The sequence below is a fragment of the Actibacterium atlanticum genome, from assembly GCF_000671395.1.
In the GTDB taxonomy this organism is placed as follows: domain Bacteria; phylum Pseudomonadota; class Alphaproteobacteria; order Rhodobacterales; family Rhodobacteraceae; genus Actibacterium_D; species Actibacterium_D atlanticum.
This window is the reverse complement of the sequence record NZ_AQQY01000004.1, coordinates 24,507-44,591: the sequence shown is the minus strand read 5'-3', so window position 1 is coordinate 44,591 and position 20,085 is coordinate 24,507. Positions and strand designations below refer to the sequence as shown.

At 60.7% G+C, this 20,085-nt stretch carries 23 protein-coding genes; 10 read left to right on the top strand and 13 right to left on the bottom strand.

Going from position 1 to position 20,085, the window contains the following annotated elements:
* Positions 1-27: 27 nt before the first annotated feature.
* The 5 genes from ATO10_RS07475 to dapA form a co-directional block, all read right to left on the bottom strand.
* Entirely contained in the window at positions 28-288 is a 261-nt protein-coding gene (locus ATO10_RS07475; protein WP_035250022.1) for a hypothetical protein, read from the bottom strand.
* Positions 289-429: 141 nt separating this feature from the next.
* A complete protein-coding gene (locus ATO10_RS07470) occupies positions 430-708 on the bottom strand; it encodes a hypothetical protein (protein ID WP_035250020.1) in 279 nt (92 codons plus the stop codon).
* Positions 709-817: 109 nt separating this feature from the next.
* Positions 818-1,300 carry an SsrA-binding protein SmpB gene (smpB, locus tag ATO10_RS07465; protein WP_035250018.1) on the bottom strand — a complete coding sequence of 161 codons (483 nt, stop codon included), beginning with the start codon at positions 1,298-1,300 and terminating at the stop codon, positions 818-820.
* 42 nt (positions 1,301-1,342) lie between these two features.
* A complete protein-coding gene (locus ATO10_RS07460; RefSeq protein ID WP_035250016.1) occupies positions 1,343-1,825 on the bottom strand; it encodes an SAM-dependent methyltransferase in 483 nt (160 codons plus the stop codon).
* Entirely contained in the window at positions 1,812-2,681 is an 870-nt protein-coding gene (gene dapA / locus ATO10_RS07455) for a 4-hydroxy-tetrahydrodipicolinate synthase (protein ID WP_035250013.1), read from the bottom strand. Before dapA ends, ATO10_RS07460 begins: the two co-directional genes overlap by 14 nt.
* A 158-nt stretch (positions 2,682-2,839) precedes the next feature.
* Here dapA and ATO10_RS07450 point away from each other — a divergent pair, with 158 nt between their 5' ends.
* Positions 2,840-4,762: a lytic transglycosylase domain-containing protein gene (locus tag ATO10_RS07450; protein WP_035250011.1), complete on the top strand. Its 1,923-nt coding sequence runs from the start codon at positions 2,840-2,842 to the stop codon at positions 4,760-4,762.
* Here the strand turns inward: ATO10_RS07450 and ATO10_RS07445 are convergent.
* Both ATO10_RS07445 and mnmC2 read right to left on the bottom strand, forming a co-directional pair.
* Positions 4,749-5,618, bottom strand: coding sequence for a DMT family transporter (locus ATO10_RS07445; RefSeq protein ID WP_035250010.1), 870 nt, complete (start codon positions 5,616-5,618; stop codon positions 4,749-4,751). The two genes, ATO10_RS07450 and ATO10_RS07445, sit on opposite strands and share 14 nt — an antisense overlap.
* Complete coding sequence (mnmC2, locus tag ATO10_RS07440) at positions 5,615-6,289, bottom strand: tRNA (5-methylaminomethyl-2-thiouridine)(34)-methyltransferase MnmC2 (protein WP_035250008.1); 675 nt, start codon at positions 6,287-6,289, stop codon at positions 5,615-5,617. Before mnmC2 ends, ATO10_RS07445 begins: the two co-directional genes overlap by 4 nt.
* A gap of 49 nt (positions 6,290-6,338) precedes the next feature.
* On the opposite strand from mnmC2, the gene ATO10_RS07435 reads away from it, so the two are divergent.
* Positions 6,339-7,382, top strand: coding sequence for an NAD(P)/FAD-dependent oxidoreductase (locus ATO10_RS07435; protein ID WP_035250005.1), 1,044 nt, complete (start codon positions 6,339-6,341; stop codon positions 7,380-7,382).
* A 57-nt stretch (positions 7,383-7,439) separates the two neighbouring features.
* A complete protein-coding gene (locus ATO10_RS07430; RefSeq protein WP_035250404.1) occupies positions 7,440-7,838 on the top strand; it encodes a VOC family protein in 399 nt (132 codons plus the stop codon).
* A gap of 5 nt (positions 7,839-7,843) precedes the next feature.
* Here ATO10_RS07430 and ATO10_RS07425 read toward each other — a convergent pair whose 3' ends face one another.
* A complete protein-coding gene (locus ATO10_RS07425) occupies positions 7,844-9,058 on the bottom strand; it encodes a TsoY family (seleno)protein (RefSeq protein ID WP_035250004.1) in 1,215 nt (404 codons plus the stop codon).
* 189 nt (positions 9,059-9,247) lie between these two features.
* On the opposite strand from ATO10_RS07425, the gene ATO10_RS07420 reads away from it, so the two are divergent.
* Both ATO10_RS07420 and smc read left to right on the top strand, forming a co-directional pair.
* Positions 9,248-9,490: a hypothetical protein gene (locus tag ATO10_RS07420; protein WP_155886715.1), complete on the top strand. Its 243-nt coding sequence runs from the start codon at positions 9,248-9,250 to the stop codon at positions 9,488-9,490.
* Between the two features lie 114 nt (positions 9,491-9,604).
* The gene (gene smc, locus ATO10_RS07415) at positions 9,605-13,063 is read left to right on the top strand and encodes a chromosome segregation protein SMC (RefSeq protein ID WP_035250002.1); all 3,459 of its coding nucleotides are present in this window, start codon (positions 9,605-9,607) and stop codon (positions 13,061-13,063) included.
* Between the two features lie 60 nt (positions 13,064-13,123).
* On the opposite strand, the gene ATO10_RS07410 is transcribed toward smc, so the two are convergent.
* Positions 13,124-14,299: a lytic murein transglycosylase gene (locus tag ATO10_RS07410; RefSeq protein WP_035250000.1), complete on the bottom strand. Its 1,176-nt coding sequence runs from the start codon at positions 14,297-14,299 to the stop codon at positions 13,124-13,126.
* A gap of 233 nt (positions 14,300-14,532) precedes the next feature.
* On the opposite strand from ATO10_RS07410, the gene ATO10_RS07405 reads away from it, so the two are divergent.
* The gene (locus ATO10_RS07405; protein ID WP_035249997.1) at positions 14,533-14,880 is read left to right on the top strand and encodes a hypothetical protein; all 348 of its coding nucleotides are present in this window, start codon (positions 14,533-14,535) and stop codon (positions 14,878-14,880) included.
* 45 nt (positions 14,881-14,925) lie between these two features.
* Here ATO10_RS07405 and ATO10_RS07400 read toward each other — a convergent pair whose 3' ends face one another.
* Positions 14,926-16,098: a MalY/PatB family protein gene (locus ATO10_RS07400; protein WP_035249996.1), complete on the bottom strand. Its 1,173-nt coding sequence runs from the start codon at positions 16,096-16,098 to the stop codon at positions 14,926-14,928.
* A 114-nt stretch (positions 16,099-16,212) separates the two neighbouring features.
* Here ATO10_RS07400 and def (ATO10_RS07395) point away from each other — a divergent pair, with 114 nt between their 5' ends.
* Together def (ATO10_RS07395) and def (ATO10_RS07390) are read left to right on the top strand one after the other, a co-directional pair.
* Positions 16,213-16,734, top strand: coding sequence for a peptide deformylase (def, locus tag ATO10_RS07395; RefSeq protein ID WP_035250400.1), 522 nt, complete (start codon positions 16,213-16,215; stop codon positions 16,732-16,734).
* Positions 16,731-17,225: a peptide deformylase gene (gene def, locus ATO10_RS07390; protein WP_035249994.1), complete on the top strand. Its 495-nt coding sequence runs from the start codon at positions 16,731-16,733 to the stop codon at positions 17,223-17,225. The genes def (ATO10_RS07395) and def (ATO10_RS07390) overlap by 4 nt, the downstream gene beginning before the upstream one ends.
* On the opposite strand, the gene ATO10_RS15940 is transcribed toward def (ATO10_RS07390), so the two are convergent.
* A complete protein-coding gene (locus ATO10_RS15940) occupies positions 17,222-17,689 on the bottom strand; it encodes a DUF6428 family protein (RefSeq protein WP_051598012.1) in 468 nt (155 codons plus the stop codon). The genes def (ATO10_RS07390) and ATO10_RS15940 overlap by 4 nt on opposite strands.
* A gap of 45 nt (positions 17,690-17,734) precedes the next feature.
* Here ATO10_RS15940 and ATO10_RS07380 point away from each other — a divergent pair, with 45 nt between their 5' ends.
* Both ATO10_RS07380 and fmt read left to right on the top strand, forming a co-directional pair.
* The gene (locus ATO10_RS07380; RefSeq protein ID WP_035249993.1) at positions 17,735-18,076 is read left to right on the top strand and encodes an ArsR/SmtB family transcription factor; all 342 of its coding nucleotides are present in this window, start codon (positions 17,735-17,737) and stop codon (positions 18,074-18,076) included.
* Between the two features lie 21 nt (positions 18,077-18,097).
* Positions 18,098-18,997, top strand: coding sequence for a methionyl-tRNA formyltransferase (gene fmt, locus ATO10_RS07375; RefSeq protein ID WP_035249991.1), 900 nt, complete (start codon positions 18,098-18,100; stop codon positions 18,995-18,997).
* Position 18,998: 1 nt separating this feature from the next.
* On the opposite strand, the gene ATO10_RS07370 is transcribed toward fmt, so the two are convergent.
* Both ATO10_RS07370 and rnhA read right to left on the bottom strand, forming a co-directional pair.
* Positions 18,999-19,619, bottom strand: coding sequence for a trimeric intracellular cation channel family protein (locus ATO10_RS07370; RefSeq protein ID WP_035249989.1), 621 nt, complete (start codon positions 19,617-19,619; stop codon positions 18,999-19,001).
* Complete coding sequence (rnhA, locus tag ATO10_RS07365; RefSeq protein WP_035249987.1) at positions 19,616-20,068, bottom strand: ribonuclease HI; 453 nt, start codon at positions 20,066-20,068, stop codon at positions 19,616-19,618. Before rnhA ends, ATO10_RS07370 begins: the two co-directional genes overlap by 4 nt.
* Positions 20,069-20,085 lie beyond the last annotated feature (17 nt).

Genomic DNA, 20,085 nt, shown 5'->3' with positions numbered 1-20,085 from the left:
CTGAGGCAAGTCATCCCAAAGAGGCAATCAACGGGACAGCAGGTTTCGACAAAGGCCCACACCGAAGGTCATACAGCCGCCGCCCAGAACGCCTGCTGCAACAATCAGCGGCATCTGGTGCAACGCAAAGCCTGTATCATCCAGGGGCAGCAGCTTGCCTGAAATAATGCCACCGACAAGGCCCGCCAGGGTATTTACAATCCAGCCAAGGCTTAGTGAGCGCCACTTTTCGCCAGCCAGATGTCCACCCAACGTACCTGCGGTAATGCTCAGTGCAAGCTGCTCCATAAACGCCCCATTGCGAGACCTGGGGATGAGGATACACCGGCTGGTCCCGAGCGCCGGATGTATAGAGAAAATGGCATAAGTAGAGCGGAAAGGAGAAAGGGAGAAATCGACAGGATTTCCCCCTAATGCCCTGTCGGCTGTTTACTTGGCCAGCAGGTTGCGTACCACGCCCACGATGGCCAACACCACACCGCCACCTACACCACCCGAGGCCAGTTGGCCCACAATAGCGCCGATGTCCAAGCCGCCCGAGGAGGCTAGGCCTCCGGCGCCCAGGGCCGACAGGATTTGCCCGCCCAGGCCGCCGCCAACGATCCCGGCGATGGAATTGATCAAAGTGCCCTGGTTCAGGGGTTTTGCAACAGCACCAGCGACGTTGCCGCCAACTGCGCCTGCAAGAAGACTGACGAGAAGTTCCATGTGAAATCCCTTCCGGTGGGGCGTGCAAACAGATCACGGCTTAGTCCCAAGCCGCGATGAGCACAGGATAAAGGATCAGACAGGTTCCGAGCAGGGGATTTCGGGAGGCTTATTCCCCGTGGCGCAGCAGGCGCGATTTCTGGCGCTGCCAGTCGCGCTTGGCCTCGTTGGCGCGCTTGTCGTGGTTCTTCTTGCCCTTGGCGATGCCAATCTTCATCTTCGCCCGGCCCTTGTGGTTGAAGTACAGCACGATGGGCACCAGCGTGTAACCTTGGCGCTGGGTGGCGTTCCACAGCCGGGCCAGCTCGCGCTTTGACACCAGCAGCTTGCGCCGACGCTTTTCCAGATGCGGGAAGGTTTTGGCCTGCTCGTAGGGCGCGATATAGCTGTTCACCAGCCACAGCTCGCCGTCTTCCACCGCGGCATAGCTTTCGGCGATGTTGGTGCCGCCCTTGCGCATGGATTTGACCTCGGACCCTTCAAGCACGATGCCGCATTCCATGTCATCCTCGATGGCATAGTCGTATCGTGCACGCCGGTTCTCGGCGACGACCTTGTAGTTGGGGTCTGATTTCTGCTTCGGTTTGGCCATAGTGGATCGCATATAGGCGATCACGCGGGCGGGGGGAAGTGGTCAGAGGCCCGGAGGGGTGTCGATTGTGGGCAACCACGGCTTGATGTCGATGATCGGGGTGCCGTCAAAGCAATCAATCGCGTCAATGCCGATGGTCGCGCCGTTGATCGAGGTGATCAGCACCACCGATTGCGCCATCGGGTTGGGTCGCGCTGGGGATCGTAGCGCAAAGGTGCCCCGCACCCCGTCTGTATGGCGCGGATTTTGCACCAACAGATCGCGGCGCGCGTGATCCATCCAGTAAATCACGATGATAGGCTGGCCGACCTTCAGCCCGGTCAGGGCTGGTTCAAACGCCGGGTCCAGCGTGATCTGAGCGCCTTTGCCGCTTTCGCGGGCCTTGGCGATGTTGCGTGGGCAATCGCCCGGCCCCCAGGGCGAAGCGACACGCCCGATAAAATGCACCCCCGGCCCATCCGAGCCGGGGGTGAAATCTAGCGTGACCTCGCCTTCGCGAGGCGGTTTGGGCTTAAAGCCCGGCATGGGCCATCGCGGCGTCGATCTGTGCGGCGACGTCGTCTGACACGGGAGTCAGCGGGCAGCGCACCTCGTTTTCCAATTTGCCGAGCTTGCTCAGCGCGTATTTCGCACCCGAAACGCCCGGCTCGGCAAAGATCGCCATATGCAGCGGCATCAGGCGGTCCAGATGCGCCAGCGCCGTGGTGAAATCACCGGCCAGCGTCGCCTCTTGGAACTGTGCGCACAGCTTGGGCGCAACGTTTGCAGTAACCGAGATACAGCCAACCCCGCCATGGGCGTTAAAGCCCAGTGCGGTGGCATCTTCACCCGACAGTTGCACAAAATCGGTCCCACAGGTGATGCGCTGTTGCGGGACGCGCGACAGATCGCCGGTGGCGTCTTTCACACCGATGACGCGCGGAAGTTTGGCCAGTTCGCCCATGGTGGCCGGGGTCATGTCCACAGCCGAGCGACCGGGGATATTGTAGATCACGATCGGCAGTTCGCAGCAGTCATGCGCGGCGGTGAAATGGTCGATCATCCCTTGCTGGGTCGGCTTGTTGTAATAGGGCGTCACCACCAAGGCGGCCGAGGCCCCCACGCGTTCGGCGTGCTGCATGAAGCGCACGGTTTCGACGGTGTTGTTAGAACCGGCCCCGGCGATCACCGGCACGCGGCCTGCGGCGGTTTCCACCACCACTTCGACGACTTTTTCATGCTCTTCATGGCTCAACGTCGGGCTTTCACCCGTGGTGCCCACCGGGACCAACCCGTGCGAGCCTTCGTCGATTTGCCATTCGACCAGCGCCTTAAGCGCGTCGAAATCCACTGCGCCGTCTTTAAACGGCGTCACCAGGGCTGGTAGGGACCCTTTGAACATGACACGCTTCCTTCTGCTGTTATCGTGGTACAGGCGAGTCGCCCGCGTAAGAACGGGCGGACCCTATAGCCGAAGTTCGCCGATGCCAAGTTTGTGAATGGCCGGGGCCGGGCTGAGGTGTCATTTTTTATGTCGACCACAGGTTTTGCAGGTGTGCGATGCGTCTGATTTTGGCCTTTCTGATTGCGGTGACGGTGTCTGGCCCTGCGGCCCGAGCCCAAGACATGCCCTTGGCTCGGGTCATGCAGGCGGTCCGCGCGGATGAATGGGATCAGGCACGGGCATTGGCCCCCGACGCATTGACCCGCGACATTATCGAATGGCGCTATCTTCGGGCTGGTCTGGGTGATCTGGATCAGGCGATGGATTTCCTGAGCCGCAACGCCGATTGGCCGGGGCTGACCCGCATCCGCGCCCGAACCGAAGGCAACATCGCGGTAGATGCCGATCCGCGCAAGGTTCTGGCTTATTTCAAGGAGAACGCCCCCCAGACCGGGGCGGGCGCCACACGTCTGACCTTTGCCTATAAAGCGCTGGGTCAAACAGCCGATGCGCAGGCGCAGGCCGTGCTGACGTGGCGGACCATGCCGCTCTCTTCTACAGATTTCGCCGCGTTGCTGTCTGGCTTCAAGGATCAGCTTGCCGAACATCATGTTGCGCGGCTGGACGAAATGCTTTGGCAAGGCGCTCATGGCTCGGCCCGAGTTGTGGTGCCCTTGGTGCCCGAAGGCTGGCAAAAGCTGGCCGAGGCCCGCATCGTTTTGCGCAATCAGGATCCCGGGGTCGACGCCCGGATCGAAGCCGTGCCTGCCGCGCTGCAATCTGACCCCGGACTGGCCTATGAAAGGTTTCGCTGGCGCGACCGCAAGGATCGCGACGATGACGCGGCGGCATTGATGGATGAGCGCAGCACAAGTGCTGACTCGTTAGGGCAACCAGAACGCTGGGCACCGCGTCGGCGCAGCTTTGCCCGGCGCGCAATGCGGGCGGGTGACTATCAGCTGGCCTATCGTCTGGCTGCGCGGCACCATCTGGAAGAAGGGTCTGACTTCGCGGATCTTGAGTGGCTTTCTGGGTTTGTCGCCTTGCGCTTTCTGGATCGCCCTGCCGATGCCTTACGCCATTTCCAGCGGTTTGAAACAGCGGTGGAAACCCCCATCAGCCTTGGCCGCGCGGGCTATTGGCAGGGGCGCGCGCTGGAGGCATTGGGCCGCAGCGAAGAGGCCCAGGCCGCCTATGCCAAGGGCGGCGCATATCAGACTGGCTTTTACGGTCAGCTGGCCGCGCAAAAGGCCGGAATGGCGATGGACCCGTCCCTGGTTGGCGGCGCTGCGCTGCCGGATTGGACAACAGCAAGCTTTGCCGGATCTGACGTGTTGATGGCAGCATTGAAGTTTCTACAGGCCGGCGAAGGCCCCTTGGCCGCGTGGTTCCTGACGCATCTGGCCGAAACCACCGATGATACCGGGCGTGCGCAACTGGCCGGTCTGACCCTGTCGCTCGAAGCGTTCTATCCTGCGCTGCGCATCGCCAAAGAGGCCGCAGGTGTGCGTCAAATCCTGCCCGATGCCTATTTCCCGGTGCCCAAAGACCTGCTGGGGGATCATCCGGTGCCAACGGAACTGGTGCTGGCCATCACCCGCCGCGAAAGCGAGTTCAACCCTAACGCCATTTCCGGCGCAGGTGCGCGCGGTTTGATGCAGCTGATGCCGCGCACCGCACAGGCCGTGGCTGACGGGCTTGAGATCGAACACCGCACCGGGTTGTTGACCGCCGATCCGGCCCATAACGTCACTCTAGGTGCGGCCTATCTGGAAGAACTGATCGAAGAGTTTGGGCTGAATATCGTGCTGGTCTCGGCCTCGTACAACGCCGGCCCTCACCGTGCGCGTCGCTGGATCGAAGCCAATGGTGACCCGCGTTCGGCTGGTGTCGATGTGATCGACTGGATCGAAATGATCCCGTTCAACGAAACCCGTAACTATGTGATGCGGGTGTCAGAGAGTCTGGCCATTTACCGTGCCCGCGTGAAAGGGACGCCTGTGCCGATCACGCTGCGCCAAGAGCTTAGCGCGCAATAGATCGCGCGCGCAGCAGGGTAAACACCCCGGCGGCCACAACCAGAACCGCGCCGATCAGCACATTCGTGCGCAGCACCTCGCCAAACACGCCGATCCCAATGAAAGCGCCAAAGACCAGCTGCAGATAGGCAAAGGGCTGTACGGCGCTTGCTTCGGCCACCTCGTAGCATTTGATCAACAGGTAATGCCCCAAGGCCCCGGTCACGCACAGAGTCGCCATCCAGCCCCAATCCGGTGCGGCCATCGGCTCCCAGAACCATATCCCGACGCAGGTCATGGCAACCGACCCGGCCACCCCCGTCCAGAAAAAGCTGGTTGCCGCCGAGTCCTGTTGGGCGACATATCTGGTTAGCAGTCCGTAGAGTGCGAACAAAACCGATGAGGCCAGCGGAATAAGTGCCAGCGGTGAAAATACGCCCGATCCGGGGCTGAGGATGATCACGACGCCGACAAACCCGATGCCAATCGCCACCCATCTGCGCCAGCCCACGCGTTCGCCCAGCAAAGGTCCAGATAAGGCCGCGATGATCAGCGGGTAGCTGGTGAACACCGCGTGCGATTCCACCAGCCCCAGAAAGATGAAGCCTGTCACCATCACGCAGATTTCTGCCGCCAGCAGCAACCCGCGCAGAATTTGCCAGCCCGGCTGCTTTGTCGCCGCTGCGGCGCGCAGCCCGCCAGTGGCCCGCAGTCCCAAGGCAACGACGAAGGCGGCGAAAAACCAATAGCGGATCATCACCACCATCAGCACGTTATATTCCGCCGCCAGATGGCGCGAGATGCCATCCTGCACAGCAAAAACAAAGGTCGTTGCCACCATCAGGACAATGCCCAATCGGGTGTTCTGGCCCGTCATAACTTGCGCCCACAACTCATGTGGCGCTTGCGGCCAAATCCAGAACGACGTTCAACTTCGAACCCGGCTTCTGTCAAAGCGCGGCGTACAAACCCGGCGGCGGTGTAGGTGGCAAAGCTGCCACCCGGCACCGTGTGTTTGCCAACCTGCGCCATCAGCGCGTCATCCCAAAGTTCGGGGTTCTTGGCGGGCGAGAACCCGTCAAGAAACCACGCATCAGCGAGACCGTCCCAATTGGTCATGGTCACACGGGCATCGCCTTGGATGACCTCTGCCTCTAGCCCCGGCATCGAGAAGCGCCTTTTGCCCGCGCCCCAGGCCTGAAGAAACGGATCGGCGATGGCGCGGGCTTCGGGGAAGGCTTGCAGCGCTTTGTCGATTTCATCTGCTTGCATTGGATAAGCCTCGAAGCTGGTAAAGCGCAGAGCGCCCTGAGCGCCCGACGCGCGCCACGCGATCAGCGCTGCCAGCATATTCAGCCCGGTGCCAAAGCCCAGTTCGGCGATGTGGAAACCTGACGTGAAACGCTCCGGCAAGTCGTTCCCCGCGATGAACACATGGCGTGTTTCATCCAATCCGTTCTCTAACGAAAAATACGGATCGTCGAAGCGTGTTGAAACCGGAATGACCCCGTCGCGCCATTCCAGATCAGCCTTCTGGTCGTTTCCCATGGGATGCCTTACATCAGTGACCGCGCGAGCATGCTAAAGGGCGCAGAAAATGGCAATGGCAGACATCACGGTAATGGGGGCAGGGGCGTTTGGCCTTTCGGTGGCGTTTGCCTGTGCGCAACGCGGTGCCAAGGTTCGGGTGGTTGAAAAACGCCGGGTCGGAGCCGGGTCTTCGGGCGGGATCGTCGGGGCATTGGCTCCCCATACACCGGAACGCTGGAACCCGAAAAAGGCGTTTCAGTTTGAAAGCCTGATCATGGCGCAGGAATTTTGGGCGCAGGTCAGGGACACGGGCGGAAAGAGCCCAGGTTATGCGCGCACGGGCCGATTGCAGCCTGTTGCGGACGAACGCGCGCTAAAACTGGCGCAAGAGAGAGAAGCCCAAGCCGCAGAGCTTTGGCAGGGCAAAGCGACATGGGCGGTGCGCTCCAGTGAAGAACTTGGCGATTGGGCCCCGCCCAGCCCCACCGGATTGGTGATTCATGACACGCTAAGCGCACGGCTGCATCCAGCACAGGCCTGCGCTGCTTTGGCGGCGGCCATCACAGCCTCGGGTGGTGAAATTGTAACGGGAGACACGGCGACAGAGGGCCGGGTCGTCTGGGCGACAGGCTATGAAGGCCTGTTGCAGTTGTCTTCTGATCTTGGCCAGACGGTGGGGAATGGTGTGAAAGGGCAGGCGGTTTTGCTGTCATTCGATCAACGTGATCGGCCACAGCTTTATGCGGACAGTTTGCATTTCGTGCCCCATGCGGACGGGACGCTGGCGATTGGTTCGACCTCAGAGCGCGAGTTCGATCTGCCTGATCGCACAGATATGCAATGCGACGATCTTCTGGCGCGTGCGGTGAACACCGTTCCGGCTTTGCGCGATGCCCCGGTGATCCAACGCTGGGCCGGGGTGCGCCCGCGTGCCAAAAGCCGTGCGCCAATGTTGGGAGCTTGGCCGGGGCGCGAGGGGCATTTCATCGCCAATGGCGGTTTCAAAATTGGCTTTGGCATGGCGCCGAAAGTGGCGCAGGTCATGGCCGATCTGGTGCTGGAGGGGCGCGATGAAATCCCTCAGGAGTTTCGGGTAGAAGCCAGCCTGTGATTGCAACTGTGTGCCGGCAGCGCCAAAATCGCCGGGCCAACGGATCGCGAGGATTCAATGTCTCCCAGCCTGACTGTGCTTGATCATCTGGTTTTAACCGTCGCGGATATCCCACGCACCGTCGCCTTTTATGAAAAGGTCTTGGGGATGGTCGCAACAGAGTTTCGCCCAGCGGATGGTTCCAGCAGAACCGCACTGTGTTTTGGCGCGCAAAAGATCAACCTTCATGCAGAGGGCAATGAGTTTGACCCCAAGGCCCGGGTGCCCGCGGCCGGAAGCGCCGATCTGTGCTTCTTGTCAGATACGCCGTTAGCTGTGTGGCAAGACCATCTGGCAAAATCGGGCGTGAGGGTTGAAGAAGGCCCCGTGGCGCGATCGGGTGCACAGGGGCCTATCTGTTCGATTTACATCCGAGACCCGGATGGCAATCTGATCGAGATCGCCAACACGGGGTGATCGGATTATTCTGCGGGAACAGAGCCGTTGACGTCGGCGTGTCCGAAGTGACGACGGTTGAGGTGTATCACCAACCAGATCATCGCCACCTGAAAGGCTAGGGCGATCAGAGATACGGCCCAATACCCGGCCGAAAACTTTTCGATCAGGCCATTGGCGACCATGCCTTTGTTCAGCCAGAAATGGATGATCACCGACATGGCAACGCCCGGGCAGACCAGTGCATAGGCGCCTGCAGAGTTGCCAGTGCCAAAGATAAACTCTTTGAAATAGCCCTGACGCCGCAGCACCAGCAGGCCCAGCAGCAAAAACACAACCTGAATAGAGATCACACGGCTGAGGAAGACCAGCGTATCAATGGCGTCTGTATGGGCGCCAAAGGTGGCGTGCATGCCATGGTCTTGGCGCATGAACAGGATCGCAAGTACCGTCATGATCGGCACCACGATCATCAGGGTCGGGGCGGCCTCTTTGGCGGTGCCGTGGTGCAACATCGAGTTGAAACCGGTGATGGCGGCGACAAGCGCATAGAGTGCCGCAGCGGTGCCGAAGAAGGTTGATCCAACAAGTGCAATCCCCGATGTCAGCGGCACGGTGCTGAGCGCCGCAGGGGCGGCAAAGCCAACCCCGACCATTGCCAGCGCAAAGGCAGGCAGCAATTGCGCAAAAGAGTTGTGGGCTGTCACATCGAACACGCCGCCCTTGGTCAACACGCGGCCCAGAAAATCCCCGATCAGTCGGAAAGCCATCCAGCCGGTCAGTGCAAAGGCGGCCAATGCGGCGGGGAACAGGTATTCAACGATGCTCCACAGACCCGGAACAAAGACCATGCCCAGAATGAAGCCGACATTGATGCTCATGGCGATGGCCAGCGGCATGGCCAGCAATTGGGTCTCGGCATTGGAGTTGCGGAAGGTGCTGAACCGGTCTGAGGTCGCGAACTGGCGGTAATGGCGGATGTTCCAAAACAACAGGCGCAGGTTGAGAAAGGCGAAGAAGGCGATGCCGATGTAGGCAGCGATGATCGCGATCTGTTGTGTCAACGGCCCGCCAGACATGGCCAAGGCAATGTCTTCAAACACCGGAACCGGCTGGTTGGGATGTTTCACCCAAAAGAACAGATACATGAAAAACGTCACCGACAATCCGCCCGCGCCCAAAGAGGCAAGAAAGTACAACGGGGAGTAGCTGTCAGCCGGTCGAGAGGAGGGGTGTCGCATGTCAGACCTCATAAACATTCAATATGATGAATATAATATGCGTGCCTGGAAGGCGATGCAATTGCGACAAATTGGCGTGGGGGATTCAGGGTTTGTTAACCCTGTTGAGAAACCCTGAGATCAATGCGCGTCTGTTGGATCATAGGGGTTTGTTTGGGGCTGGCTGCATGCAACAGCCCGGGGCGCGAAATGTGGGGGGTGGCGCCGGTGCAGGTCACGGTCGATGGCAGCACCTTCAGTGTCTACATCCACAACGGTCAGGCCGAAGCAATCCGCACGAATTTCGAATATCGCAAAGGCATTCTGGAGCGTGGGCATACAGCAATAGAACGGGCGAGCGGGTGTGAAATTGTGCCCGGCAGCTTTGATGGCGATCCCGCGCGGATGGTCGCAAAACTGCATTGCGGGCCATTCGATTTCGACCTCGAGTAGCAATATGTTGTGGATAACTGGGCGTCTAACCGCTGATTGTGGTATGATTTCTTGACAGGCGGCCGTTCTGGCCGAAGGATTTAGAACCTGTCAGAATCACCCGAAAGGCCTCCTTTGCGCTTCACCCGGCTAAGATTGAACGGCTTCAAAAGCTTCGTCGACCCGACCGATCTGATGATCCTGGACGGGCTGACCGGGGTGGTTGGGCCCAACGGGTGCGGCAAGTCTAACCTGCTAGAGGCGCTGCGATGGGTCATGGGGGAAAACCGCCCCACCGCAATGCGCGGTGGCGGCATGGAAGACGTGATCTTTGCTGGCGCCGCCACGCGCCCGGCCCGCAACTTCGCCGAGGTCAGCCTGCATATCGACAACTCTGAACGGCTCGCGCCATCGGGGTTCAACGATCAGGACGTTTTGGAAGTCGTGCGCCGGATCACCCGCGACGCCGGGTCTGCCTATAAGGCCAATACCAAGGATGTCCGTGCGCGCGATGTACAGATGCTGTTTGCCGATGCCTCGACGGGCGCGCATTCGCCCGCGTTGGTGCGACAAGGGCAGATTTCTGAACTGATCAACGCAAAGCCCAAGGCGCGGCGGCGTATTCTGGAAGAGGCAGCCGGGATTTCGGGGCTGTATCAACGGCGCCACGAGGCCGAGCTGAAGCTGAAAGGCGCCGAGACAAATCTGTCACGGGTCGACGACGTTATCGAACAGTTGGCCAGTCAGCTGAACCAGCTGGCCCGTCAGGCCCGTCAGGCTGCGCGTTATCGCGAAATCGGTACCGACCTGCGCCGGTCCGAAGGCATGTTGCTCTATCGTCGTTGGCGTGAGGCAGACGAGGCCCGCGCCGCCACGCAGGCCGATCTGACTGAACGCACCCGGCTGGCCGGACAGGCCGAAGCCGCAGCGCGCGAAGCTGCCAAGGTGCGTCAGGGTGCCGATGACAAACTGCCACCCCTGCGTGAAGAAGAAGCAATCGCGGCGGCGGTGTTGCAGCGCCTGCAAGTGCAACGAGACACGCTGGTCGATCAGGAAGCCCACGCTCAGCAAACCATCGACACGCTGAGCAGCCGGATCGAGCAGCTAACTAAAGATATGGAACGCGAGGCCGGCCTGAACCGCGATGCGGGCGAAACGATTGAACGCCTCGAGTGGGAGCTGGCACAGCTGATCAAAGCGGGCGAGGGCCACCCCGAAGCCCTTGAGGCCGCAGGGACCCAGGCCCACGAAGCTGCCGAAATTTTGCAAAACCGCGAAGCCGACCTGGCTGAACTGACCGAAGACGTTGCCCGTCTGGCTGCACGGCATCAATCGGCCAAACGTCTGTTGGATGACGCCACCACGATGCTGACCAAAAGCGAGGCAGGGGCCAATTCAGCCCGCAGCGCTGTCGACCAGGCCCGCACGGCGTTGGACAAGGCCGCAGCAGATGTCACGCGCGCCCAGACCGATCAGCAAAGCGCCACCCAAACGGCTGAAAACGCAGAACAAGCTTTGGCCGAGGCCGACGAAGCGCGATCAGACGCCCAAGCCCGTGAATCCGATGCCAGAGCGGAACACTCGGAAGCGGCAGGCGAGGTGAGCGCGCTACGCGCAGAGGTCACGGCCCTGTCGCGGCTGGTAGAACGCGATGCTGGCGAAGGCAGTCAGATTCTTGATCAGCTGCGGGTGCAGTCGGGTTATGAACAGGCGTTGGGTGCGGCGCTTGGCGATGATCTGCGCAACCCTGTTATTGATGACAATGGGCCCTCGGGTTGGACGACATTGCCGGGGTATTCGGAGGCGCATGCGCTTCCGAACGGCGTTCAATCACTGAACAATTTTGTCACCGGCCCCGCCGCGATCACCCGGCGGATCGGGCAGATCGGGCTGGTGGATGACGTTTCTGATGGCATGCGGTTGCAAACCGAATTGAAACCCGGCCAGCGGCTGGTCAGTCTTGAGGGTGATCTATGGCGCTGGGACGGGTTCCGCACTGCTGCCGAAGACGCGCCTTCGACCGCCGCGCTGCGGTTGCAGCAGCTCAACCGTTTGGTTGAACTGAAACAAGACCTGGAAGAAGCGGCTGCCCGCGCCGCGGGTGCCGAGCAGGCGCATGCGGTGCTCAAGCAACGTCTGGCGGATTTGACCGAGGCCGACAAGCTTGCACGTCAGGCCCGCCGCGACGCCGATCGTTTGGTGGCCGAAAGCGGGCGCGCTTTGTCGCGCGCCGAATCCGATCGCGCCATCGCACAGACCAAGCTGGAAAGCGCCGACATGGCGGTCAGTCGCCATAACGAAGAAGCCCTTGCGGCCCGCACCCGCTTGAAAGAAGCGGAAACCGGTCTGGCTGATCTGGGGGACTTGGGCGCCGCCCGTGCGCAGGTCGAAGAGGTCAAGATGGTGGTCGATGCTGCGCGGATTACCATGGTGGCAAAGCGGTCGGCGCATGATGAATTACGCCGCGAGGGCGAGGCGCGCACCAAACGGCGCCAAGAGGTCACCAAAGAGGTAAGTGGTTGGAAACACAGGCTGGAAACGGCTGATAAGCGCATCAAAGAGCTGGGCGAACGCAAAGAAACCTCGCAAGAGGAACTAAAAGAGGCGTCCTCGGCCCCCGAAGAAATTGCGGCAAAACGCGCGGAATTATCCAGCGCGATCGACGAAGCCGAAGGGCGTCGTCGCAAGGCTGCTGATACTCTGGCCGAAGGTGAAACGACGCTGCGCAATGCGGAGCAAGCCGAACGCGATGCTGAGCGCGCGGCCTCGGAGGCGCGCGAGGCACGGGCGCGGGCTGAGGCGCGCTCGGACGCTGCGAAAGAGACCGTCGCGGCCGCAGTTGCGCGGATCGAAGAAGAGCAAGAGACCTCTCCGGCGGAACTGCTGGAAAGCCTTGGCTGCGATCCCGATCAGATGCCTTCAGCCGAGAAGATCGAACACGAGGTTAATCGCCTGAAACGCCAGCGCGATGCCTTGGGCGCGGTGAACCTGCGCGCCGAAGAAGATGCTAAAGAAGTGCAGGAAGAACACGACCAGCTGCTGAGCGAGAAGCAGGATCTGGAAGAGGCGATCAAGGCTTTGCGCAGCGGTATTTCAAGCCTGAACCGCGAAGGGCGCGAACGGTTGTTGACCGCTTTCGAGCAGGTGAACAGCAATTTCTCTATGCTGTTCAAACACTTGTTTGGTGGTGGCGAGGCCAAGCTGGTGCTGGTTGAATCCGACGACCCGTTGGAAGCGGGGCTTGAGATCATGTGCCAGCCTCCGGGCAAGAAGCTTAGCACCCTGAGCCTGCTGTCGGGCGGTGAACAGACCCTGACGGCGCTGGCGCTGATCTTTGCCGTGTTCCTGGCCAACCCAGCGCCGATCTGTGTGCTGGACGAGGTCGACGCGCCGCTGGACGATGCCAATGTCACGCGTTTTTGCGACTTGCTGGACGAGATGACCCGGCGCGCCGATACGCGGTTCCTGATCATCACCCACCACGCTGTTACGATGGCCCGGATGGACCGTCTGTTTGGGGTCACGATGGCGGAACAGGGGGTCAGTCAGCTGGTCTCGGTCGACCTGAAAAAGGCCGAGTCGATGGTGGCCTGAACCGCGATACACAAGGGATGCACAACCGATGCACATCCCATGCATATCGCAGATGCAGCATTACAGCTTGTTCAAAAGTGCCGGCGTGGGCCAAGCGTCAGCGGGCAGACCAAGGCGCTTTTGTTCAGCCTGAACGGCGGCACGGGTTTTTGCGCCCAGAATGCCATCAATCCCGCCCACATCGTGACCGCGGTTCGTGAGCTTTTGCTGCAGCTGTTTCATCTGCGCACCTGACAGCCCTGCGTCGGGATTGCCCGCGGTATAGACCGGGCCACCTTCGAGACGGGTGGCGAAATAGGCGGCGGAGGTCACATAGACGAAGCTTTTGTTCCACTCGAAATAGACTTCGAAATTCGGGTAGGCGAGGAAGGCCGGGCCCTTGCGCCCCATCGGCAGCAGAACCGAGGCTTTGAGGTTGCCATTGCCAAAGCTACCCGCCCGGGGTTTCACGCCCAGCTTGGCCCATTGGCTGACGGTTTTCTTGGTATCCAGCCCGGTCTGTGACCAATCCAGATCGGACGGCACAGCGATTTCCTGCAGCCACGGTTCTCCGGCACGCCAGCCCAGCGATTGCAGCATCTTGCCGCCGGACATCAGCGCATCGGGCGCCGAGGTCTTCAGCCGCACATGGCCATCGCCATCGCCATCCACCCCATTTGTCAGAATGTCTTCGGGCAGCATCTGTACCATGCCGATTTCACCGGCCCATGCGCCGGTGGTGCGGGCCGGGTCGAAATCGCCGTTTTCGTACAGTTCCAGCGCCGCAAAGATTTGCGGGCGGAACAGTTCGGGGCGGCGGCAGTCATGGGACAGGGTCACCAGCGCGTTCAGCGTGTTGAAGTTGCCCTGCACCGCGCCGTAATCGGTTTCCAACGCCCAGAAGGCCAGAAGCACGCCGCGCGAAACCCCGTATTTGCGTTCAATCTGATCAAAGATAGCGTCGTATTTCTGCGCATTGCGGCGACCATTGTCGATTCGGTTCTGGCTGATGATGCGGCGCGAGAAAGTGATGAAATCCAGCTGGAAAACGCCTTGCGAGCGATCCGCCTTGATCACCGCCGGGTCTTGGCGGGCGCCGGAAAAGAATTTGTCGACGCTGGATTTGCCATGCCCTTTCTGCACTGCTTCGGCCTTTAGACCCTTCATCCACGAATTGAAGCTGCCACCACAGGGCGGGGCGGCGAAAGCGGTGCTGGCCATGGCCAGACTGGCAAGAAAACAAAGGGCGAAACGCATAAAATCCTCCGAACGCAAGTTGCGGAAAACTTTAACTATCGCGCGCTGCTTGGCAATAGCCCTGCGAAGGTGGGCGAAGTGAACTAAGTTCATGTATTTGCTGGCTCGGGGCGGATTGCTGCATTGCGGCATTGAAAACATTCGATAAATTGGATTTGCGACTAATTGTTACCTTTTCATGCACCTTTGAAGACGTATATTGAAAGGGACCATTTGGGGATGGGACGCCTGAGATGTCTGAATTTTTGCCGAAAGAAGTCCGCGAAGGATTGGAGCGCGCGCGCAAAGCGTCGCTGCGCAAGAAAAACCGCTTACGCGTAGAGGCCGAGGGGTCTTATTTCTCGGTGCTGCGGTTCTGGGAAACCGGGTTTGCGCTGGATGCCGAAACCGCGCCGCATCTGCGGGGATTGGTCGATGTGTTTGACGGGCCGCGCCATCTGTATCAAGCGCTGATCGTGGCCTCGTCAGAAGAAGACGGTGAGCTGATTTTTGAATTCAAGCGCAACACCGCCGCAAAGGATAAGGCGCCGCTGGATTTTTATCGTGAAACGCCAGAGCCAATCGCACTTCTGTCAAAGTGAACAGCGTTCATGTTGTTTGAAGGCGGTCTGAACGGGCCGCCTTTTTTATTGCAGATCCGCGAAAGCGTCTTGCAGGCGAGAGATGGCTTGTTCGATCTGGGCGCGCGGCATGGCGAAGTTAAACCTCAGATATCCTTCTCCGCCCCGCCCAAAGGTCGGGCCGTGGTTTACCGCGATCTGCGCGGATTTTTCGACGCGCTTGAGGGCTTCGTCCATGGTAATGCCGGTCGCCGAGAAATCGACCCAAGCCAGATAGGTCGCTTGCAGTGGCATCGACTGCAACCCGGGGATCGCGTTGATCGCGGCATCAAAAAGGCGCCGGTTTTCGTCGAGGTATTCGACCAGCGCATCTACCCATGCTGCGCCTTCGGGCGAATAGGCGGCGGTGACCATTTCCAGGCCGAAAGAATTGGGCGACAGGCCAAGCGCCATCATCGTACCGGCGAATTTGCGCCGCAGGGTTGGGTCGGTGATGATGACGTTGCCGGTGTGGGTGCCGGCAATGTTGAACGTCTTGGACGCGGCGGTCAGCAGGATCAGCCGGTCCTGGATTGACGGATCGACCAGAGGCATCGCGATATGTTTGTGGCCGCCAAAGACCAGATCGTGGTGAATTTCATCGGACACCAGCAGCAGGTCATGACGTTTGCAGAAGTCGGCGACGCCTTGCAGTTCTTCGCGCGTCCAGACCCGCCCGCCGGGATTGTGCGGCGAGCATAGGATCACCATTTTTTCGGCCCCGGTCATCTGGGCATCATAGGCGGCGAAGTCCATTTTGTACTGGCCGTTCACCAGCGCCAGCGGGCACTCCACAACCTTGCGGCCGGCGGCATTAATCGTGCGGGCAAAGGCGTGGTAGACGGGGGTGAACAGGACGATCCCATCGCCGGGCTGGGTATAGCTGTTCAGGCACAGGCCGACGGCATTGACCAACCCGTGGGTGGTGAAAATGGATTTGGGATCGACCTGCCAACCGTGGCGATTTTCCATCCACCAGCAGATCGCCGCGCGATAGGCGGTGTCGTCACCATAGTAGCCATAGACCCCATGATCGGCCATCTTGCGGAGCGCGTCGCTTACGCCCTGAGGCGGGCGGAAATCCATATCTGCGACCCACATCGGCAGGCCGGTACCGGGGGAAACGCCATAGCGTTCTTCCATCCCGTCCCACTTAAGGGAATGGGTGTTGCGGCGGTCGATGATCTCGTCGAAGTTCATGGCGTGGTCCTGTGCAGTGCCTCACCTGTTTTCCGCGTGCGGGCGCGAAGGTCAATGGCGGAACGCCGTGTTCACGCCATTGCGCAGATAGGGCGTATGTCCTAAATGACGGCCATGGCTATTTATCCGATCCTGATCCACCCCGACCCGCGGCTGAAAAAGGTCTGCGAACCGGTTGATGACATCACGCCCGAGCTGCGCAAGCTGGCGGATGACATGCTGGAAACCATGTATGACGCGCCAGGCGTTGGGCTGGCCGCGCCGCAGATCGGTATCCTGAAACGGCTGATCGTGCTGGACTGCGTCAAGGAAGAGGGCGAGGCGCCCAAACCCGTCGCCATGTTCAACCCGGAAATCACATGGGAATCAGATGAGATCAGCACCTATGAGGAAGGCTGTCTGTCGATTCCCGAGCAGTACGCCGATGTCGATCGCCCCGCGATTGTCAAAGCGCGCTGGCTGGACGTCGATGGCAAGGTGCAGGAAGAGCAGTTCGACGGGCTGTGGGCGACCTGCGTGCAGCATGAGATCGACCATCTGAACGGCAAGCTGTTCATTGACTATCTGGGCTCGATGAAGCGCCAGATGATCACCCGCAAGATGCAGAAGCTGAAACGCGAACGGACCCGCACGTGACGTCGCGCCCGTTCGTTTCATGGCCTGACAAGCGTCTGCGCACGGCTGCGCAACCCGTGGCCGAAATCACCGATGAGATCCGTCAAATTTGGGCCGACATGGTGGAAACCATGGATGCCATGCCCGGTTACGGGCTGGGCGCGCCGCAGATTGGCGTGATGCAGCGATTGGCGGTGGTCGATTGTTCTGACACGCGCGGCAAGGCGGTTTTGCTGGCCAACCCCGAAGTCATTCATGCCTCGGTCAAGCTGCGCGCACATGAAGAGGCGTCGCCCAACCTGCCCGGCGTTTCAGCGGTGATTGAGCGCCCGCGTGCCGTTATGGTGCGGTTTTTGAACGCCGGCGGGCAGATGGAAGAGCGCGATTTTGTCGACCTCTGGGCCACGTCTGTGCAGCACCAGATCGACCACCTGAACGGCAAGATGTATTTCGATCACCTGTCACGCCTGAAGCGCGACAGGTTGCTGAAAAAGGCCGCGAAACTGCGCTAAGCGCAGTAGCTTTCCATCGCTTGTGTGCCACAGCAGCCAAGGCTGACCGCCGGTTTGCACTGCGCCTGATCGTGGGTCAGTGTGACCTTGAATGCACCGCCGGTATCTTGCACCGCGCCAATACGATAGCGCGACAGGCCTTGGTTGCGCGGCGCCATTTCCACCCAAAGCGGGGCGTCAGACAGGCCCGCGATCGTCTGGGCCGAGCGGCGCAGAATCGAGGCCACCTTACCGGCTTGCAGATAGGCGCCGTCAGCACCGTCCAGCAATTGCAGCTGGGTCTCAACCCATGTGTTCAGGTTTCCGCCGCAGTCAATGGAATTGATCTGCGCCAGTTTCAGTTCCGTCACGTGATATCCCGGCCCGATCCGGGCGCTGTCAGTGGCAAAGATCACGGGCGTATCGGCGGCGGCTTGTTCGAGCAGCGGCAAGAGCTGCGCCAGAGTTGCGGGAGCATGGGTCATGGTGTAGCCTCGAGTTAATCTCAATATATCAAGAGTTATTGAATAATGGATGAGAGTCAAGTCATCGGCGCGCTTTCGGCGTTGTCACAGGAAACGCGGCTGCGGATGCTGCGCTATTTGGTGAAGGCCGGGCCAGCGGGCGCGCCTGCGGGTGAGATCGGCGAAGCGGTCGGGTCCAGCTCGTCGCGCAACTCGTTTCACCTGAACGCTTTGGCGCAGGCGGGGTTGATCACCTCACAACGCCAGTCGCGGCGGATCATCTATCGGGTGGATTTCGCCAAGGTGGGCGCCATGGTGGGCTATCTGGTGCAGGATTGCTGTGGCGGCAACGCGCAGGTGCTGGCCTGTTGTCAGCCCGGTTGCTGCGACGGGGAAGGCGGCGTATAGCCAAGCGCAGGAGGCCCGCCAATGCGTATCATCTTTATGGGAACACCCGATTTTTCCGTGCCGGTGCTGGACGCCTTGGTCGAGGCCGGGCACGATATTGCCGCCGTGTACTGCCAGCCGCCGCGCCCGGCGGGACGGGGCAAAAAGGACCGCCCCACACCCGTGCATGCGCGCGCCGAAGCGCTGGGGTTGAAGGTACGGCATCCGGTCTCTCTGAAAGGCGCTGACGCGCAGCAAGCGCTGGCTGATCTGCAGGCCGACATCGCGGTGGTGGTGGCCTATGGGTTGATCCTGCCGCAGGCGATTTTGGATGCGCCAAGGCATGGCTGCCTGAACATTCACGCCTCTTTGCTGCCGCGCTGGCGCGGGGCGGCGCCGATCCATCGGGCGATTATGGCGGGGGACGCGGAAACCGGGATTTGCATCATGCAGATGGAGGCCGGGCTGGACACGGGGCCGGTCTTGTTGCGCCAGACCACACCGATTGGGGTCGAGGAAACCACTGCCGGGTTGCATGACCGGTTGTCGGTTATGGGAGCGGCGCTGATCGTTGAGGCGCTGGCGCGTTTGCCAGAGCTAACTCCCGAGGTGCAGCCCGAAGAGGGCGTGACCTATGCCCATAAGATCGACAAAGCCGAGGCGCGGGTGGATTGGTCCGCCCCGGCGGCTGAGGTGGATCGCAAAATTCGCGGCCTGTCGCCGTTTCCGGGGGCGTGGTGTGAAATGAACGGCGTTCGGGTCAAGCTTCTGGCTTCGCGTCTTGTCGAGGGTACGGGCGCGCCGGGGGCGGTGTTGGGCGACCTGACCATCGCCTGTGGCGATGGCGCGGTGGCGGTGCTAAAGGCGCAACGGCCGGGCAAACGCGCAATGGAATCCGAAGAGTTTCTGCGCGGCATGGAGATGCCGGAACAGGTGCAATAGTTCAGCGTGGCGGTCGCGATTTATAGGCGGGTAGTTGCCATCCAAATACCATGCTGCCTGCACGCAAAAGGAACGTAACTGCGGCGCCGGCCAGCAACGCGATGAAGGTTGGCACGGCCAGCCATAGCACCAGCAATGCGGTCAGAGATCCGGCGAAAGCGGCGGTGGCGTAAAGCTCTCCGGGTTTCAGGATCAGAGGCACTTCGTTGCACACCACATCCCGCATCAAGCCGCCAAAGCACGCCGTTGCAACGCCCATGGTGACGACAATCACGGCCGGGGCGGAGACTGAAAGGGCGACCCCTGTGCCCGCCGATACCGCGACAGCGAGGGCGCAGGCATCCAGCCAGCGCAGGGTGTTGTAACGGCTTTCCAGCAGATGCGCTGTAAAGAACACCACGATGGCCGCCCCGGTTGCGATCAGGATGTATTCGGGTTGCTGTACCCAGAACACCGGATCGCGCCCCAGCAGCAAGTCACGCAAGGTGCCGCCCCCGACAGCCGTCAGACAGGCGATAAAGACGAAACCGACGATATCCAGCTGCGCCCGGCTGGCGGCGAGCCCGCCAGAAAGGGCGAAGATCAGCACCGCTGCCAGATCCAGTGTCGAGGTGATGCTCATGGCTTGAACGGCGCCATCCCGGCGCGGGCCAGTTCATCGGCGCGTTCATTTTCGGGGTGTCCGGCATGGCCTTTGACCCATTTCCACGTCACCTGATGGCGGGCTTGTGCCGCATCCAACCGTTTCCACAGATCGACGTTCTTGACCGGCTTATTGCCCGAGGCTTTCCAGCCTTTGCGCTTCCAGCCGTGAATCCACTGGGTGATGCCGTTTTTGACATAGGCGCTGTCGGTGACCACGGTGATCGCGGTGGCGCGGCCCAGCGTTTCAAGCGCGCTGATCGCAGCCATAAGTTCCATCTGGTTGTTGGTGGTGTCGGGCGCACCACCGTTCAGCGTGCGTTCCTTGAGCACGGCCTCGCCCTCGCGGGCTTGCAGCAAAACGCCCCAGCCACCGGGGCCGGGATTGCCGGAGCAGGCTCCGTCGGTGAAGGCATAATAGTCGGGCATCGCGGTTGTACCTTGTC